Source organism: Agromyces protaetiae, assembly GCF_004135405.1.
Lineage (GTDB): Bacteria > Actinomycetota > Actinomycetes > Actinomycetales > Microbacteriaceae > Agromyces > Agromyces protaetiae.
The window spans coordinates 1,533,225-1,550,406 of sequence record NZ_CP035491.1 but is presented as its reverse complement, the minus strand read 5'-3'; the positions used below and the strand labels follow the sequence as shown (position 1 = coordinate 1,550,406).

Here is a 17,182-nt window from a genome sequence, read left to right as displayed (position 1 = left end):
ACCGTGTCGGCGCGTCCCCTCACAGGGGTGGTCGGGGGCCGCGGGCGGTCGGGCGCGCGAGAGTGGCACCAGCACCGAACCGGAAACGACGAAGGGGCCGCACCGCTTGCGCGGCACGGCCCCTTCGGGCGTTGGTGCGAGGGCCTTACTTGGCCTCGGCCTCGACGGCCTCCTCGGCGACCTCTGCGGTCTCCTCGGCGGCAGCCTCGACGACCTCGGTCTCCTCGACGGGAGCCTCGGCGGCCTCGGTCTCGACGACCTCTTCCTCGACGACCTCGGCCGGAGCGGCGGGCGCTTCGGCAGCGGCCGGCTTGGCGGCGCGGGTCTTCTTCACGACCGGCTCGAGCACGAGCTCGATGACCGCCATGGGCGCGTTGTCGCCCTTGCGGTTGCCGATCTTCGTGATGCGGGTGTAGCCGCCCTCACGGTCGGCGACCTGGGGGGCGATGACCGTGAACAGCTCGTGGACGACGGCCTTGTCGCCGATGACCGCGAGCACCCGACGGCGAGCGTGGAGGTCGCCGCGCTTGGCGAACGTCACGAGACGCTCGGCGAGCGGACGGAGGCGCTTGGCCTTCGTCTCGGTCGTCGTGATGGACTTGTGGGTGAACAGCGCGGCGGCGAGGTTCGCGAGCAGCAGCCGCTCGTGCGCGGGTCCGCCTCCGAGGCGGGGGCCCTTGGTGGGCTTCGGCATGGTTCGTATCTCCAGGTGGTGGGGGTTGGTGCGGCGCTACCGCTTAGTTCTCGTCGTCGAAGCCCGTGTAGAAGTGGGCGCCGTCGAAGCCGGGGACCGAGTCCTTCAGCGACAGACCCATCTCGGTGAGCTTGTCCTTGACCTCGTCGACCGACTTCTGACCGAAGTTGCGGATGTTCATGAGCTGCGACTCGGAGAGAGCCACGAGCTCGGACACCGTGTTGATGCCCTCGCGCTTCAGGCAGTTGTACGAGCGGACCGAGAGGTCGAGGTCTTCGATGGGGATCGAGAGCTCGCTCGAGAGCACGGCGTCGACCGGGGCGGGCCCGATCTCGATGCCCTCGGCCGCGGTGTTGAGTTCACGGGCGAGGCCGAAGAGCTCGACGAGGGTGCGACCGGCCGACGCGATGGCGTCGCGCGGCGTGACCGCCGGCTTCGTCTCGACATCGACGATGAGCTTGTCGAAGTCGGTGCGCTCGCCGGCACGGGTGGCCTCGACGCGGTAGGTGACCTTGAGCACCGGCGAGTAGATCGAGTCGACCGGGATCTGGCCGGCCTCGGAGTACTCGTTGCGGTTCTGCGAAGCCGAGACGTAGCCGCGGCCGCGCTCGATCGTGAGCTCGAGCTCGAACTTCGCCGAGTCGTTGAGCGTCGCGATGACGAGCTCGGGGTTGTGCACCTCGACACCCGCGGGAGCGGAGATGTCGGCGGCGGTGACCTCACCGGCGCCCTGCTTGCGCAGGTAGGCCGTGATCGGCTCGTCGTGCTCGCTGGAGACGACCAGGTTCTTGATGTTCAGGATGATCTCCGTCACATCCTCCTTGACACCCGGGACGGTCGAGAACTCGTGGAGCACGCCGTCGATGCGGATGCTCGTCACGGCTGCGCCGGGGATCGAGGACAGGAGGGTGCGGCGGAGCGAGTTGCCCAGGGTGTAACCGAAGCCCGGCTCGAGGGGCTCGATCACGAACCGCGAACGGAACTCCGAGATGTTCTCTTCGGTGAGCGTCGGGCGCTGTGCGATCAGCACTGTTGGATTCCTTTCGGCAGGGTGTCCGCTATATGACACCTAGCGATGCTGAGGATCTTGAGTTGTGAGAGAACGGATGTCTCGGTGAGCGGGCGGCCCGGACGGGCACTGCTCGAAACGGATCCCGGGCGGGGCACGCGGCCCGCCCGATCACCGAGACCGGAGGAATCTCAGACGCGGCGACGCTTCGGCGGACGAACGCCGTTGTGCGCCTGCGGCGTGACATCCGTGATGCTGCCGACCTCGAGGCCCGCCGCCTGGAGCGAACGGATCGCGGTCTCGCGGCCCGAACCCGGGCCCTTCACGAAGACGTCGACCTTCTTCATGCCGTGCTCCTGCGCCTGACGCGCAGCCGACTCGGCCGCGAGCTGCGCGGCGAACGGCGTCGACTTGCGCGAGCCCTTGAAGCCCACGCCGCCCGACGAAGCCCAGCTGATCACGGCACCGGTGGTGTCGGTGATCGAGACGATCGTGTTGTTGAACGTCGACTTGATGTGGGCCTGGCCCACGGCGATGTTCTTCTTTTCCTTCTTGCGCGGCTTGCGAGTAGCCGCCTTGGGTGCTGCCATTTTCGAAATCTCCTAGATCTGGCGACGAGCGGTTACTTGCGGCCGGGCTTCTTCTTGCCGGCGACGGTGCGCTTCGGGCCCTTGCGGGTGCGAGCGTTGGTCTTCGTGCGCTGACCGCGGACGGGGAGGCCGCGACGGTGGCGCAGGCCCTCGTACGAGCCGATCTCGACCTTGCGGCGGATGTCGGCGGCCACCTCGCGGCGGAGGTCGCCCTCGACCTTGTAGGTGCCTTCGATGTGGTCGCGGAGCGCGACGAGCTGGTCGTCGCTGAGGTCCTTGACGCGGATGTCGCCGCTGATGCCGGTGGCCTTCAGCGTCTCGAGGGCGCGGGTGCGGCCCACGCCGTAGATGTAGGTCAGTGCGATCTCCACGCGCTTCTCGCGCGGGATGTCGACTCCTGCCAGACGTGCCATGGTGGCTTCTCCTGTGAGTGAGTGGAGGTGTGGAGCAACGCCGGTGCCCGGGCCTCCGACCCGAGGTGTCCTCCGCGAACGGATTCTGACGTTGCCTTCTTCAGTTCCTCGACCGGGGTCGAGAGCCGGCCGGAGCCGATGCGCGGATGCGCGAAGAGCGGATGCCTCGGGAGGCATCCGCTGCTGCGACTAGCCCTGGCGCTGCTTGTGGCGAGGGTTCGACTTGCAGATCACCATGACGCGGCCGTGGCGGCGGATGATCTTGCAGTGGTCGCAGATGCGCTTGACGCTGGGGTTGACCTTCACAGTCGGGGTTCCTTACTTCGCTGTCCTCGTACTCGCGGGATGCCGCGAGTCGTTACTTTCCGGTCAGCCGTTTACTTGTAGCGGTAGACGATCCGGCCACGGGTCAGGTCGTACGGGCTCAGCTCGACGATCACGCGGTCCTCGGGGAGGATGCGGATGTAGTGCTGGCGCATTTTTCCTGAGATGTGGGCGAGCACCTTGTGCCCGTTGGTCAACTCCACGCGGAACATGGCGTTCGGGAGCGCTTCGATGACCGATCCCTCGATCTCGATGACACCGTCTTTCTTGGCCATAGCCTCACTGTCGCTTGGGTTTCGGTTGATTCGGTCGTGCGATGATGGTGCCGCGATCGGCATGCCCGTCGGGCATGCCGAAGCCGGCGTGCAACACACCAAGGGTCAACTATAGGCGATCAGGGCTCGTTTCGCCAGTCGGATGCCGCGGCGCCGGCGCCTGCCAGCGCCTTCCCAGCCTTCACTCGAGCCTGGAGCCTCGACGTGCCCGGCTGTGCAACGAGAGACCCGTGCCCGCGGCGATCAGGACGAGACCAGCGAGCAGGCTCGCCCCGCCGAGGCTCGTGAGGCCGCCGCCGCCCGTCTCGGCGAGCGTCGAGGTGGGCGCCGTGGCGGTGGCCGTCGTCGGCTCGGTCGTGTCGGGCGCCGTCGTGGTCGGCTCGGTCGTGTCGGGCACCGTCGTGGTCGGCTCGGTCGTGGTCGGCTCGGTCGGCTCGGTCGTCGTCGGCTCGGTCGTGGGGGTGGTCGCACACTCGACGACGGTGCCGTTGAACGGGTAGGCGTGGAACTCGAGCCCCGACGTGTTCACGGAGGATTGCTGGACGAGGTTGCCCGCGACCTCGATGCGGCCGTTCGTTCCGGGCTCCTCGATCGTCGTCGTGCTCGCCGGATTGCCGACGAGGATCGACCCGGGCAGTTGGATCGTGCCGGTGAAGAGCGCCGAGCTCGCGGTCGGAACGTTCCACAGGATGCGCTGTGTGAGGTCGGCATCGAGCCCGACGCCGGCCCACGAGTTCGCATTCACGAGCGCCGCGTCGCCGACGAGGTTGATGACGATCGTGGCGCCGTCGGGGATGCCGGTCGCATTGAGCGTCACCTGACCGCCGCCGGTGCCCTGCACCGGGACATCCACATTGAAGACCTGGAGCGTCGCCGAGCCGTTGCCCTGCAAGGTGAAGCTCGTCGCGTCGACGGCGAACGAACCCGTCGCGGGTTGCTCGGCGTAGCACTGGGAGAGCGCCGTGATGTTGCCGACGCGAGGCGCGAACGCGGCCACGGCGTCGGGATCCTGCGTGATCGTCCCGACCTGGCCCGGCTGGTCGATGAGCGTCGGCTGCCCGGCCCTCGCGTTGAGCGTTCCGCCGTAGCGGACGTTGCCGGCGATGAAGATGAGCGGCGCCGGGGGGCTGCTGAACCCGCCGACCTGCAGATCGGTCGTGTCGGCGATCGTCAGGTCGCCGCCGACGAGCAGCATGTCGGACCCGGGCGGCGGCGGCACGCGCGAGCCGACGCCCACGACGCCGAGGTTGTACGTGCCCTGGATGCCGCGGTTGAACTCCGCCGACCCCATCACGACGAGGTTGCCCTCGGCCTCAGCCGAGGAGCCGAGCACCTGGAAGTCCCCGCCGACGAACACGCTGACCGCGTCGTCGAATCCGAGGAACGCGCCGTTGTGCGGCGGGATCCACTCGGTGGGGCACGCGGGTCCGAGGCACGGGTCGAGCGGCGTGTTCCCGTCGGGCAGGACCGCGAATGCCGCGGGCGTCGCCCCGACGACGAGCGCGACGCCCAGCGCCGCGACCGTGATACCGCTCCAACGTTCGACCCGTTTGCCCACGTCGCCTCCCCCGCGATCCGATTTCCCTCGGCACATCTTACGCACGGTCTCCCCGCGAACGCGGGACTCGTGCTCCGACGCCGCGCGGTCAGGAACGTTGTGCGGCGGTGACGACCTCCACGAGACGGGGATGGAGCGGATGTCCCGGCTCGATGCCCGTGACCTCGTGCACGAACCCCGGGGCATCCAGCTCGCGCAGCAGGCGCTGGAGCTCGACGCTCTCCTCGTCGCTCGGCACGTCGAACCGGAGCGCCGCCGCTATCGCCGCGACCAGTCCGTCGACCGATGCCCCGCGCGCTGCGAGGCGCGCGGCGGGCTCGATGAACCGCTCCTTGCGCGAGAGCTTGCGAAGCGGCTGCCGCCCGACCCGCTCGACCGTGTCGGGCAGCTCCGGATTCCGGAACCGGTCGAGGATGCGCGCCCGGTACGCGGCCTGCTCGTCGGCTGTGAACCCGTGGTCGGCGACGATGAGCGCACTCGTCTCCTCGAGCACGCGCGCGACGGCCGCCTCGACCGACGGGTCGGCGAGGGCGTCGCTGATCCGCTGCCGGCCGGCGAGGAACCCGAAGTACGCCGTCGACGCGTGCCCCGTGTTGACCGTGAAGAGCTTCCGCTCGATGTACGGCGCGAGCTCGTCGACGAAATGCGCCCCGGGATGTCGGGTGCTGCCTCGCCGAACGGCGGCCGCTCGATCGCCCACTCGAAGAACGTCTCGACCGTGACGTCCAGCGTCTCGGTCGACGGCTGTCCTGGCACGATCCGGTCGACCGCGGTGTTCGCGAACACCGCGCGATGCGACAGCTCCGCCCACTCATAGGGCGTCGTGAGGGCGGCCGTCTCGTCGCGCAGGATGTCGGTGCCGCCGATCGCGTTCTCGCACGCCATGACGGCGAGCGGCGGAAGCCCCTCAGGCCGGGCCCGGAGCGCCGCGAGCACATGCGGTGCGATGAACCGCAGGATGCGCGGCCCGACGGCCGTCGTCACGATGTCGGCCGTCGCGAGTTCGTCGACGAGCCCCGAGGCATCCGCCCCGCTGTCGATCGCGCGGAAGCCCGTGACCACCTGATCGCGCGCGCCCGCGCCCACCTCGTGCACGGTATACGAATCGGCGGCCGCGAGGCGAGCGATGAGCGCGCTGTCGACGTCGGCGAACACGACCTCGTACCCGGCCTCGTGCAGCAGCAGCCCCACGAACCCCCGCCCGATGTTGCCCGCACCGAAGTGCACGGCCTTCATCAGTCGTTGACCTCTCCCAAGAGGGCCGCGAGCGCAGCCGCGTCGGGCGCGTCGAGGAGTTTCTGCACTTCGTCTTCGTCGGAGAAGATGATCGCGATCTTCGACAGGATGTCGAGATGCTCGTCGCCGATGCCCGCGATGCCGACGACGAACCGCGCCTCCTCGCCGCCCCAGTCGATCGGCTCGTCGTAGCGCACGAACGACAGCGCCGAGCGGATGATCGCGTCCTTCGCCTCGTTCGTGCCGTGCGGGATCGCGAGCCCGTTGCCCATGAACGTCGAGACGGACGCCTCGCGCTCGAGCATCGAGGCGACGTACTCGGGGCGCACCGCGCCCGCGGCGACGAGGATCTCCCCCGCTTCGCGGATCGCGTGCTCCTTCGAGGCTGCGCGTGCGATGGTGCGGACGTCGCCGGGTGCGAGGATCTGGTCGGTCATGCGTTGGTCCTTCGGTTCGGTGAACGGTGGCGGTGTTCGGATGCCTCGGGCCGCTGCGCGTCGGCCGTGCGACTCAGCGCACGCCCTCGGCTTCGAGCAGGTGCACGATCTCGTCGTAGCGCGGCGAGTTCATGAAGTTGTCGACCGAGATGTGCAGGGCGCTCGGCGACTTCAGCTTGGCGCGGTCGGTCAGATCCTGGTGGGTGACGACGAGGTCGATGTCGTCCTTCAGGTTCGCGATCGCCGCGTTCGTGACGGTCACCGAGTCGATGCCCGCCTTCTTGATCTTGTTCCGGAGCACCGTCGCGCCCATCGCCGACGACCCCATGCCCGCGTCGCACGCGAACACGATCGTGTGGATGGGCTTGTGCTCGAACGCGGCCTGCTCGCCTTCGTCGACGAGGTCGGCTCCCGACGCCGCGCCGGCGGCGGCGAGGTTGCCGAGCACCGTGGACTCCTTGCCCTTGTTCGCCTGGGTCTGCGCGATCGCCGCAGACAGATCGCCCGCGGCATCCCCCTTCTCGAGGTCGCGCTTGCGGCCCGCCCGCAGGATGATGCCGGCGATCAGGAACGTCACCGTCGCCGCGAGCGCGACCGACAGGTAGACGATCAGGAGGTTGCCGACGCCGCCCGCCGCCGGGCTCACCGCGGCCGCCGTGACGGCGATGATGCTCCCCGGCGCGGCCGGGAAGGCCAGACCGCCGTTCAGGATCATGTTGGTCGTGACACCGGTCGCGCCGCCCGCGATGAGGGCGAGGATCGTCATCGGCTTGCTGAGCGCGTACGGGAAGTAGATCTCGTGGATGCCGCCGAGGAACTGGATGATCGCCGCGCCGGGCGCCGACGCCTTCGCGGCGCCGACGCCGAAGAACGTGAACGCGAGGAGGAGCCCGAGGCCCGGGCCCGGGTTCGCCTCGATCAGGAACAGGATCGACTTGCCCACCTCGGTCGCCTGCTCGATGCCGAGCGGGGTGAACACGCCGTGGTTGATCGCGTTGTTCAGGAACAGCACTTTCGCGGGCTCGACGATGACCGACACGATCGGCAGCAGATTGGCCGAGACCAACCAGCCCACCGCGGTGCCGAGCACGGTGCTGACGAAGAGGATCACCGGCCCGAAGACGAAGAACCCGAGGATCGCGAGCAGCATGCCGAGGATGCCCGCCGAGAAGTTGTTCACGAGCATCTCGAAGCCGGCCTTGACCTTGCCCTCCCAGATGCGGTCCATCCACTTCGTCACGATGCCCGCGAACGGTCCCATGATCATCGCGCCGAGGAACATCGGGATGTCGGTGCCCACGATGACGCCCATCGTCGCGATCGTGGCGACCACGCCGCCGCGCTCCCCGTACACCATGCGGCCCGCGGTGTTGGCGATGAGCAGCGGCAGCAGGTACAGCACCATGGGACTCACGAGGCCGACGTACTGCGGGAAGGTCGTGCCGTCCTCGGCCTGCGCCAACTGGGTCATCGCCCCCTGCCAGCCGATCTCGTCGGCGTTGCCGAACCCGCCGAGCAGATCCGAGACGGGATGCCACTGGCCGAGCCATCCGACCGCGATGAAGAGCATCGTGATGAAGCCCCACGCGATGAACGCGGCGATGTTCGGCATGATCATGCCGCTCAGGAACGTGCCGAACTTCTGCACGGCGACGCGCGCGCCCCCCGGCTTCTTCGCGTCTGCGGATGTCGTGGTCATCTCGACCGCCTTTCGTAGGGACGGGTCACGACGCGACGACGCGCGTCTCGACAGCGGACTCTGCGGCGGCGAGTGCCGCCTGTTTGGCCCCGGCCGAGTCTTCGGCGGCGAGGGCCGCCCGGGCGAGCGCCTTCGCGTCGTCCAGGGTGAATCGTGCGAGCGATGCGCGCACGTCGGCGAGCGCCGACGGCGACATCGACAGCGTCGTCGCGCCGAGCCCGACGAGCACGACCGCGAGGAGCGGATCGGCGGCGGCCTCGCCGCAGATCCCGACCGGCTTGCCCTCGCGCGCGCCCGCCTCGCCCACGAACTCGATGAGCTTCAGGACGGCCGGATGCCACGGGCTCTGCAGGTTCGCAACGGTGCCGAGCAGTCGGTCGGCCGCCATGGCGTACTGGGTCAGGTCGTTCGTGCCGATCGAGGCGAAGTCGGTCTCGGCGAGCACCTTGTCGGCGAGGAGCGCCGCCGACGGCACCTCGACCATCACGCCGGCCGTCTTGATGCCGAGCTCGCGCGCGAGCCCGGTGAAGTACCGCGTCTCCTCGACGGTCGCCACCATGGGCGCCATCACCCAGAGGTCGGCGTCGGTCGAGGCATCCGCCGCCGCGAGCGCCGTGAGCTGCTCACGCAGGATCGTCTCGGAATGCCGGAGCGCCCGGATGCCTCTGAGCCCGAGTGCCGGGTTCTCTTCATCGGCGTCGTTCAAGAACGCGAGCGGCTTGTCGGCGCCCGCGTCGAGGGCGCGCACGACGACTTTCTTGCCCGCGAACGCCGTCAGGAGCCGCGTGTACTGCTCCTGCTGCTCGGCGATCGAGGGCGCCCGCTCGGCGTCGAGGAAGAGGAACTCGGTGCGGAAGAGGCCGACCCCTTCGGCCCCCTTCTCGAGCGCCTCGGCCGAGCCGTCGGCCGAGCCGAGGTTCGCGAGGAGCGGCACGGCTGTGCCGTCGGCGAGGGCACCCGGCGTCACAGGGGCGGATGCCGCGCGCTCGCGCTCCGCGATCCGCTCGCGTGCCTCGCCCACCTGGACCGCCGTCGGGTTCTGGACGACGACGTCGCGCTCGGCGTCGACGATGACCGAGTCGCCGTCGGCGAGATCCGTCGCGCCCGCCGCGCCCACGATCGCGACGATCGACTTCTCGCGGGCGAGGATCGCCGTGTGGCTCGTCGGCCCGCCGTCGATCGTCACGAGGGCGAGCACCTGCGACAGGTCGAGGGTCGCCGTGTCGGCCGGCGCCAGATCGCGCGCGACGAGCACGAACGGATGTCCCGGATCGGGCACGCCCGGAGCCGGCACCTTCAAGAGATTCGCGACCACCCTCTGCGAGACGTCGTCGAGATCGGTGGCGCGCTCCCCATGTACCCGCCCATGCCGACGAGCAGGTCGCGGAACGCCGCGAACGCCTCGAACACGGCGCGCTCGGCCGTCTTGCCCGAGGCGAGCCGCTGCACGACGTCGTCCATGAGCGTCGGGTCCTCGGCCATGAGCGCCTGCGCCTCGAGCACGTCCTTCGCCGCGCCGCCCGCAGCCGCCCCGCGGTGCTGCAGGTCGGCCGCGACGACCGAGACCGACGCTCGGGCGCGCTCCTCCTCGCGTTGCGGATCGAGGTGGCTCGGCCGGTCGACCGGCTCGGGCAACCGCTCCGCCATCCGCACCACGGAGCCCACGGCCACCCCTTGACCGATCCCCGTGCCCTGGATTTCGTTCACACTGCACTCCCGTCTGCGTCGACGGAAGACGGATGCTTAACCTACTCGTCGTGGTCGGTGGTGAGCAGTTCGACCAGTTCGTCGAGCACGCGCTCTTCGTCGCCGCCCTCGACGGCGAGGGTGACCTCGTCGTCGTGGTTGATCCCCTGCGAGATCACCGCGAGGATGCTGGCCGCGTTCACCGGGGCGCCGTCGCCCTTCGCGATCGTGACCTTGGCGCCCGACGCTGCAGCCGCCTGGGTGAAGAGCTTCGCCGGCCGTGCGTGCAGGCCGTGCGACGAGCCGATTCGAACAGTGCGCTCCACGATTCCCCCGGTTCCAGGTAGCTAGGGTCCGTCCCCCGTTGTGGTTTCACCCTAGCCCGCGTGCCGCCCTCAGGGAATGTCATCGCGCCGCCGCGTCGCGACCCTCGCCGGTCGAGGAGCGACGCAGGAGCGTATCGAGACCGAGGCGAACGCCTACGGAATCGGAACCGGCACGACGCCGTACGGCTCGAGCGCGGCGGCGCCGCCGTCTTCGGCCGTCAGCACCCAGATGCCGCCCTCGTGCACGGCGACGGAGTGCTCGACGTGCGCGGCGTCTGCGCCGTCGACCGTCACGACCGTCCAGTCGTCGTCGAGCACGTCGGTCTCGATGGATCCCGCGACGATCATCGGCTCGATCGCGACGACGAGGCCCGGCTTGACGGCCGGGCCGCGGCGGTCGACGCGGTAGTTGAACACGGGCGGCTCTTCGTGCATGGTGCGGCCGATGCCGTGGCCGACGTAGTCGGTCAGGATGCCGTAGCGGCGCCCCTCGCGCTCTTCGGCGCGCACTGCGTCTTCGATCGCGGCGCCGACCTCGTTGAGGTGGCTCGCGCTCGCGAGCGCCGCGACGCCCGTCCACAGCGCGTGGTCGGTCACGCGGGCGAGCTCTTCGCGGGCCGCGACGAGCGCGGGCCGCGCCGGGTCGGGCAGGACGAGCGTGAACGCCGAGTCGCCGTTCCAGCCGTCGACCTCGGCGCCGCCGTCGACCGACACGATGTCGCCGGGCCCGAACGGGCGATCGCCCGGGATGCCGTGGACGACCTCGTGGTCGACCGACACGCACAGCGTGTGGCGGTACCCCGGCACGAGCTGGAAATTCGAGCGGCCGCCGAGCTCGGTGATCACCCGGTTCGCGGCCGCGTCGAGCTCGAGCGGCGTCGCCCCGACACGCAGCAGCCGCCGCGCCTCGGCGAGTGCGGCGGCTGTGGCCAGGCCGGCTGCGCGCATGGCGCGCAGCTCGGCCGGGGACTTGTAGATCGACTTGCGGAACACGCGGATTCGAGGCTCAGGCCGCGCCGGAGCGCCGAGGGCGGAGGCCGCGCGTAGCGAGCCCCGCGAAGATGCGCTCCGTGACCTCGTCGAGCGTGCCGACGCCGTCGACCGCGAGCACGAGCCCGCGGGCGCGGTAGCCGTCGAGGATCGGAGCCGTCTCGCGCTCGTAGATCGAGAGACGGTTCGCGATGACCTCTTCGGTGTCGTCGGTGCGGCCCTGCTCGATCGCGCGGCGGCTGATGCGCGCGATCGACTCGTCGCGCGGCACCTCGAGTTCGATGACGGCGTCGAGCGACTCGCCACGCCCATCGAGGAACGCGTCGAGGTCGGCGACCTGACCGAGGTTGCGCGGGTAGCCGTCGAGAAGGAAGCCCTCGGCTGCGTCGCTCTGCGCGAGGCGGTCGCGCACGAGCTCGCTCGTGAGCTCGTCGGGAACGAGGTCGCCCGCTTCGATGATCGCCTGGACGCGCTTGCCGAGCTCGGTGCCGCCGGCGACGTTCGCGCGGAAGATGTCGCCGGTGGCGACCTGGGGCACACCGAACGCGCTCGCGACGATGACGCCCTGGGTGCCCTTGCCCGAGCCCTGCGGGCCGACGATGAGGAGACGTGCGGTCATCGGAGGAGCCCTTCGTAGTGGCGCTGCTGAAGCTGCGCGTCGATCTGCTTCACGGTCTCGAGGCCGACGCCCACGATGATGAGGATCGACGCACCGCCGAACGGGAAGTTCTGATTCGCCCCCACCAACGCGAACGCGATGAGCGGGATGAGCGCGATGAGACCGAGGTAGAGCGCGCCCGGGAGCGTGATGCGGGTGAGCACGTAGTCGAGGTACTCGGCCGTCGGACGACCCGCGCGGATGCCGGGGATGAAGCCGCCGTACTTCTTCATGTTCTCGGCGACCTCGTCGGGGTTGAACGTGATCGCGACGTAGAAGTACGTGAAGCCCACGATCAGCACCAGGTACAGGAGCATGTAGAGCGGGTGATCGCCCTTGGTGAGGTAGTTCTGGATCCAGACGACCCACGCCTGCGGCTCCTGGCCCGGCGCCGGCTGGTTGAACTGCGCGATGAGCGCGGGCAGGTACAGCAGCGACGACGCGAAGATGACCGGCACGACGCCCGCCATGTTCACCTTGATCGGGATGTAGGTGTTGTTGCCGCCGTACGTGCGACGGCCGACCATGCGCTTGGCGTACTGCACCGGGATACGGCGCTGCGACTGCTCGACGAAGACGACCGCGACGACGATCACGAGGCCCACGAGGAGCACGATCGCGAACGTGTCCCAACCGCGCGCCGTGGCGATGGCCGCGAGCGACGTCGGGAAGCTCGCCGCGATCGACGTGAAGATGAGCAGCGACATGCCGTTGCCGATGCCGCGCTCGGTGACGAGCTCGCCGAGCCACATGATGAGACCCGTGCCGGCGGTCATCGTGACGACCATGAGCAGGATCGCGTACCACGCGTCGTTCGTGATGAGCTGCGAGCACTCGGGGGCCGAGGCGCCGCTGAAGAGCGCACCGCTGCGGGCGACCGTGATGAGCGTCGTCGACTGGAGGACGCCGAGCGCGATCGTGAGGTAGCGGGTGTACTGCGTGAGACGCGACTGGCCCGCCTGGCCCTCCTTGTAGAGGGTCTCGAAGTGGGGGATGACCACGCGCAGCAGCTGCACGATGATCGACGCGGTGATGTACGGCATGATGCCGAGCGCGAAGATCGAGAGCTGCAGGAGCGCGCCGCCCGAGAACACGTTCACGAGCTCGTAGAGCCCGGACGCGTCACCGGAGGTCGAGGCGAGACACGCCTGCACGTTGCCGAAGTCCACGAACGGGGCGGGGATGAACGAGCCCAGGCGGAACAGGGCGACAATGCCCAAGGTGAAGCCGATCTTCCTTCGAAGATCGGGGGTGCGGAAGATGCGCCCGATGGCGTTGAACACTCGTCCTCCTGTAGCTCCGTCGTGGAGTCAGTCTTGAAATGGCTCGAGCCTGTCGAGACACCCGTGAATCATACGCGAGGTCTCGACAGGCTCGAACCAGAGCCGGGGCTCGGTCTTACTTGACCGAGCCGCCGGCGGCCACGATCTTCTGCTCGGCGGAACCCGAGACCTTGTCGACCGTGACGTTGAGCTTCACCTGGATGTCGCCGTTGCCGAGCACCTTGACGCGCTCGTTCTTGCGCACAGCGCCCTTGGCGACGAGGTCGGCGGTGGTGACATCGCCGCCCTTCGGGTAGAGCTCCGCGAGCTTGTCCAGGTTGACCACCTGGTACTCGACGCGGAACGGGTTCTTGAAGCCGCGGAGCTTCGGCGCACGCATGTGGTACGGAAGCTGTCCACCCTCGAAGCCGACGCGCACCGTGTTGCGGGCCTTGGTGCCCTTGGTGCCGCGACCGGCGGTCTTGCCCTTCGAACCCTCACCGCGACCGACGCGGGTCTTGTCCTTCTTGGCGCCGGGCGCCGGACGGAGGTGGTGCACCTTGAGCACGGGCTCGCGCTGCTCCACGACGTCCTTCTTCTCGGCGGCCTTCTTGGCGGGGGCTTTCTTCGCCGGAGCCTTCTCAGCTGCGGCCTTGGCCGGAGCCTTCTTCGCCGGGGCCTTCTTGGGGCCTCGACGGTCTCCTCGGCGACGTTCTTCTCGTCAGCCATTAGTCAATCTCCTCAACCTTCACGAGGTGGGCGACGGTCCGGACGTAGCCGCGGTTCTGCGGCGTGTCCTCGCGCACGACCGAGTCGCCGATGCGCTTGAGACCGAGGCTGCGCAGCGTGTCGCGCTGGTACTGCTTCTCGCTCACCTTGGACTTGATCTGGGTCACCTTGAGCTGCTTGGCCATCAGGCACCTGCCTTCGCTGCTGCGGCGGCCTCGGCCGCCTGTGCCTCGGCACGCAGGATGCGGGCCGGCGCGACCTCGTCGTAGTCGAGACCACGGCGGGCGGCGACGGCACGGGGCTCTTCGAGCTGCTTGAGCGCCTCGACGGTCGCGTGCACGATGTTGATCGTGTTCGACGAACCGAGCGACTTGCTCAGCACGTCGTGGACGCCCGCGCACTCGAGGACGGCGCGCACCGGACCACCGGCGATGACACCGGTACCGGGAGCGGCCGGACGGAGCAGGACGACACCTGCCGCAGCCTCGCCCTGGACGGGGTGGGGGATCGACGAACCGACGCGAGGCACGCGGAAGAAGTTCTTCTTCGCCTCCTCGACGCCCTTCGAGATCGCGGTCGGAACCTCGCGCGCCTTGCCGTAGCCGACGCCGACGAGTCCGTTGCCGTCACCCACGACGACGAGCGCCGTGAAGCTGAAGCGACGGCCGCCCTTGACGACCTTCGACACGCGGTTGATGGTGACGACGCGCTCGAGGAACTGGCTCTTCTCGGCGTCGCGGGCACCGCGGTCGCGGCCCTGGCCGCGGTCGCCGCGGCCGCCGCCACGACGGCCCTCGCGCTCGTTGCGCTGGGGCTCGCTCGATGCGGCCGTCTCGACGGGTGCCTCTGCGGTGGTCACCTCGGTCTCCTTCACAATGTTGTCGCTCACAGGTTCAGCCCTGCCTCTCGTGCGCCTTCGGCGATCGCTGCGACACGACCGGCGAACTTGTTGCCGCCACGGTCGAACACGACCTCTTCGATGCCGGCCTGCTTGGCGCGCTCAGCGACCAGTTCGCCGACCTTCTTGGCCTTGGCGGTCTTGTCGCCGTCGAACGCGCGGAGGTCGGCCTCCATGGTCGAGGCGGATGCCACGGTGATGCCCTTGCTGTCGTCGACGACCTGCACGAAGACGTGGCGGGCCGAACGGTTCACGACGAGACGGGGGCGCACCTCGGTGCCGACGATCTTCTTGCGAAGGCGTGCGTGGCGGCGCGAACGCTGTGCCGACTTGCTCTTCACAGCCATGATTACTTACCAGCCTTTCCGGCCTTGCGACGCACGACCTCGCCGGCGTAGCGGATGCCCTTGCCCTTGTACGGCTCGGGCTTCTTGATCTTGCGGATGTTGGCGGCGGTCTCGCCGACGGCCTGCTTCGAGATGCCGGCGACCGTGAGCTTGTTGTTGCCTTCGACGGTCAACGTGATGCCCTCGGGAGCGTCGACCGTGACCGGGTGCGAGAAGCCGAGGGCGAACTCGACCGAGGTGCCCTTCTGGGCGACGCGGTAACCGGTGCCGACGATCTCGAGGCCCTTGCTGTATCCCTCGGTCACGCCGAGGATGTCGTTGGCGATGAGCGTGCGGGTGAGGCCGTGGAGCGAACGCGAAGCGCGCTCGTCGTCGGGACGGGTCACGACGACCTGGTTGTCCTCGACCTTGACCTCGATGGGGCTCGCGACAGTGAGCGAGAGCTCGCCCTTCGGGCCCTTGACGGTGACGGCTGCGCCGTCGATCTTCACGTCGACACCGGCGGGGATGTCGATGGGGAGTCGTCCGATTCGTGACATGGAGGGATCACCAAACGTAGGCGAGGACTTCCCCACCCACGCCCTTCTTCTCGGCCTGGCGGTCGGTGAGCAGACCGCTGGAAGTGGACAGGATCGCGACGCCGAGGCCGCCGAGCACCTTGGGCAGCTCGGTCGACTTCGCGTAGACGCGGAGACCGGGCTTGGAGACCCGCTTGATGCCGGCGATGGAACGCTCGCGGTTGGGGCCGAACTTGAGGGTCATCGTGAGGGTCTTGCCGACACGTGCATCGGTCACCTCGAAGTCCGCGATGTAGCCTTCGCCCTTGAGGATCTCGGCGATGTGGCCCTTGAGCTTCGAGTGGGGCATCGACACGGTGTCGTGGTGCGCCGAGTTCGCGTTGCGAAGGCGCGTCAGCATGTCAGCGACCGGATCGGTCATCGTCATGACGGTGTTTCCTATCGTTCACCAGGTTTCAGGACCCGTTACACGGGGACTGACCTGTGGTGGTGGCGGAACGCGGTTGCGTCCGCCGAATGCCCGCGCCCGCCGGTTCCCCGAGGGGAACCGGCCGGCGCAAAGCACAAACTCGTAGAGTCTACTACGCGTTGTCGGCCGTCTTGAACGGGAAGCCGAGCGCCTTGAGCAGCGCGCGACCCTCGTCATCGCTCTTGGCAGTGGTCACCACGGTGATGTCCATGCCGCGAACTCGGTCGATCTTGTCCTGGTTGATCTCGTGGAAGACGCTCTGCTCCGTGAGACCGAAGGTGTAGTTGCCGTTGCCGTCGAACTGACGGTCGCTCAGACCGCGGAAGTCCCGGATACGGGGCAGCGCGAGCGAGAGCAGGCGGTCGAGGAACTCCCACATGCGGTCGCCGCGAAGCGTCACGTGGGTGCCGATGGGCTGGCCCTCGCGGAGCTTGAACTGGGCGATCGACTTGCGGGCCTTGGTGACCTGCGGCTTCTGACCCGTGATCAGGGTGAGGTCGGCGATCGCACCGTCGATGATCTTGCCATCGCGCGCGGCCTCGCCGACACCCATGTTCACGACGATCTTCACGAGGCCCGGCACCTGGTGCGGGTTCGTGTAGCCGTTGTCCTCCGTGAGCGCCTTGACGATCTCGGTCTTGTACTTCTGCTTGAGGCGCGGCTGGATCTTGCCAGCGGGCGCGGCAGTTGCGGTGTCGCTCATTACAGGTCCTTACCTGACTTCTTGGCGTACCGGACGCGAACCGTCTTGGTGACGCCGTCCTTCGTGACGGTCTCGTTGCGGAAACCGACGCGGGTCGGCTTCTTCGACTCGGGGTCGACGATCGCGACGTTCGACACGTGGATCGGAGCCTCGTGCGTCTCGATGCCGCCCGTCTTCGAGCCGCGCTGGGTCTGGCCGACCTTCACGTGCTTGGTGACGTAGTTGACGCCCTCGACGACGACGCGGTTCTGCTCGGGGATGACCTCGATGACGCGACCCTGCTTGCCGCGGTCTCCGCCGCGGGCCTGGGTGCGACCCGAGATGACCTGGACCAGGTCGCCCTTCTTGATGTTCGCCATGA

General features: G+C 68.7%; 20 protein-coding genes and 3 pseudogenes. All 23 read right to left on the bottom strand.

Going from position 1 to position 17,182, the window contains the following annotated elements; all coding sequences use genetic code 11:
- Nucleotides 1-145: 145 nt before the first annotated feature.
- The 23 genes and pseudogenes from rplQ to rplX all read right to left on the bottom strand — a co-directional run bounded on the left by rplQ (nt 146) and on the right by rplX (nt 17,180).
- Entirely contained in the window at nt 146-694 is a 549-nt protein-coding gene (rplQ, locus tag ET445_RS07315; RefSeq protein ID WP_129190188.1) for a 50S ribosomal protein L17, read from the bottom strand.
- 43 nt (nt 695-737) lie between these two features.
- The gene (locus tag ET445_RS07310) at nt 738-1,724 is read right to left on the bottom strand and encodes a DNA-directed RNA polymerase subunit alpha (protein WP_129190186.1); all 987 of its coding nucleotides are present in this window, start codon (nt 1,722-1,724) and stop codon (nt 738-740) included.
- A gap of 170 nt (nt 1,725-1,894) precedes the next feature.
- Nucleotides 1,895-2,293 carry a 30S ribosomal protein S11 gene (gene rpsK, locus ET445_RS07305; protein WP_127794222.1) on the bottom strand — a complete coding sequence of 133 codons (399 nt, stop codon included), beginning with the start codon at nt 2,291-2,293 and terminating at the stop codon, nt 1,895-1,897.
- A gap of 32 nt (nt 2,294-2,325) precedes the next feature.
- Nucleotides 2,326-2,706 carry a 30S ribosomal protein S13 gene (rpsM, locus tag ET445_RS07300; RefSeq protein WP_129190184.1) on the bottom strand — a complete coding sequence of 127 codons (381 nt, stop codon included), beginning with the start codon at nt 2,704-2,706 and terminating at the stop codon, nt 2,326-2,328.
- Nucleotides 2,707-2,895: 189 nt separating this feature from the next.
- Nucleotides 2,896-3,012, bottom strand: coding sequence for a 50S ribosomal protein L36 (gene rpmJ, locus ET445_RS07295; RefSeq protein ID WP_129190182.1), 117 nt, complete (start codon nt 3,010-3,012; stop codon nt 2,896-2,898).
- A gap of 71 nt (nt 3,013-3,083) precedes the next feature.
- Nucleotides 3,084-3,305: a translation initiation factor IF-1 gene (infA, locus tag ET445_RS07290; protein ID WP_011186713.1), complete on the bottom strand. Its 222-nt coding sequence runs from the start codon at nt 3,303-3,305 to the stop codon at nt 3,084-3,086.
- Between the two features lie 181 nt (nt 3,306-3,486).
- A complete protein-coding gene (locus ET445_RS07285) occupies nt 3,487-4,863 on the bottom strand; it encodes a choice-of-anchor A family protein (RefSeq protein ID WP_165314330.1) in 1,377 nt (458 codons plus the stop codon).
- An 88-nt stretch (nt 4,864-4,951) separates the two neighbouring features.
- Nucleotides 4,952-6,099, bottom strand: a pseudogene (locus tag ET445_RS07280) (mannitol-1-phosphate 5-dehydrogenase).
- Entirely contained in the window at nt 6,099-6,536 is a 438-nt protein-coding gene (locus ET445_RS07275; RefSeq protein WP_129190178.1) for a PTS mannitol transporter subunit IIA, read from the bottom strand. The pseudogene ET445_RS07280 and the gene ET445_RS07275 overlap by 1 nt, the downstream one beginning before the upstream one ends.
- Before the next feature lie 73 nt (nt 6,537-6,609).
- Entirely contained in the window at nt 6,610-8,235 is a 1,626-nt protein-coding gene (locus ET445_RS07270) for a PTS mannitol transporter subunit IIBC (protein ID WP_129190176.1), read from the bottom strand.
- Nucleotides 8,236-8,260: 25 nt separating this feature from the next.
- Nucleotides 8,261-9,882 (bottom strand): annotated as a pseudogene (ptsP, locus tag ET445_RS07265) (phosphoenolpyruvate--protein phosphotransferase).
- 101 nt (nt 9,883-9,983) lie between these two features.
- Nucleotides 9,984-10,250 (bottom strand): HPr family phosphocarrier protein, encoded by a 267-nt coding sequence (locus ET445_RS07260; protein WP_129190174.1) that lies wholly within the window; start codon nt 10,248-10,250, stop codon nt 9,984-9,986.
- A gap of 150 nt (nt 10,251-10,400) precedes the next feature.
- On the bottom strand, nt 10,401-11,195 hold the full coding sequence (map, locus tag ET445_RS07255; protein ID WP_243695388.1) for a type I methionyl aminopeptidase: 795 nt from the start codon (nt 11,193-11,195) through the stop codon (nt 10,401-10,403).
- Nucleotides 11,196-11,253: 58 nt separating this feature from the next.
- On the bottom strand, nt 11,254-11,856 hold the full coding sequence (locus ET445_RS07250; RefSeq protein ID WP_129190171.1) for an adenylate kinase: 603 nt from the start codon (nt 11,854-11,856) through the stop codon (nt 11,254-11,256).
- The gene (secY, locus tag ET445_RS07245; protein ID WP_129190169.1) at nt 11,853-13,178 is read right to left on the bottom strand and encodes a preprotein translocase subunit SecY; all 1,326 of its coding nucleotides are present in this window, start codon (nt 13,176-13,178) and stop codon (nt 11,853-11,855) included. Before secY ends, ET445_RS07250 begins: the two co-directional genes overlap by 4 nt.
- A gap of 115 nt (nt 13,179-13,293) precedes the next feature.
- Nucleotides 13,294-13,842: pseudogene (gene rplO, locus ET445_RS07240) on the bottom strand (50S ribosomal protein L15); the annotation flags it as partial.
- A gap of 43 nt (nt 13,843-13,885) precedes the next feature.
- Nucleotides 13,886-14,071, bottom strand: a complete 186-nt coding sequence (gene rpmD, locus ET445_RS07230; protein ID WP_121477567.1) for a 50S ribosomal protein L30 — start codon at nt 14,069-14,071, stop codon at nt 13,886-13,888.
- Complete coding sequence (rpsE, locus tag ET445_RS07225) at nt 14,071-14,745, bottom strand: 30S ribosomal protein S5 (RefSeq protein WP_129190167.1); 675 nt, start codon at nt 14,743-14,745, stop codon at nt 14,071-14,073. Before rpsE ends, rpmD begins: the two co-directional genes overlap by 1 nt.
- Nucleotides 14,746-14,771: 26 nt before the next feature.
- On the bottom strand, nt 14,772-15,131 hold the full coding sequence (gene rplR / locus ET445_RS07220) for a 50S ribosomal protein L18 (RefSeq protein WP_129190165.1): 360 nt from the start codon (nt 15,129-15,131) through the stop codon (nt 14,772-14,774).
- 2 nt (nt 15,132-15,133) lie between these two features.
- A complete protein-coding gene (gene rplF / locus ET445_RS07215; RefSeq protein WP_129190163.1) occupies nt 15,134-15,670 on the bottom strand; it encodes a 50S ribosomal protein L6 in 537 nt (178 codons plus the stop codon).
- A gap of 7 nt (nt 15,671-15,677) precedes the next feature.
- Complete coding sequence (gene rpsH, locus ET445_RS07210) at nt 15,678-16,076, bottom strand: 30S ribosomal protein S8 (protein WP_129190161.1); 399 nt, start codon at nt 16,074-16,076, stop codon at nt 15,678-15,680.
- A gap of 154 nt (nt 16,077-16,230) precedes the next feature.
- Nucleotides 16,231-16,821 carry a 50S ribosomal protein L5 gene (gene rplE / locus ET445_RS07205; RefSeq protein WP_129190159.1) on the bottom strand — a complete coding sequence of 197 codons (591 nt, stop codon included), beginning with the start codon at nt 16,819-16,821 and terminating at the stop codon, nt 16,231-16,233.
- Nucleotides 16,821-17,180 (bottom strand): 50S ribosomal protein L24, encoded by a 360-nt coding sequence (gene rplX / locus ET445_RS07200; RefSeq protein WP_129190157.1) that lies wholly within the window; start codon nt 17,178-17,180, stop codon nt 16,821-16,823. Before rplX ends, rplE begins: the two co-directional genes overlap by 1 nt.
- Between the last annotated feature and the right edge of the window lie 2 nt (nt 17,181-17,182).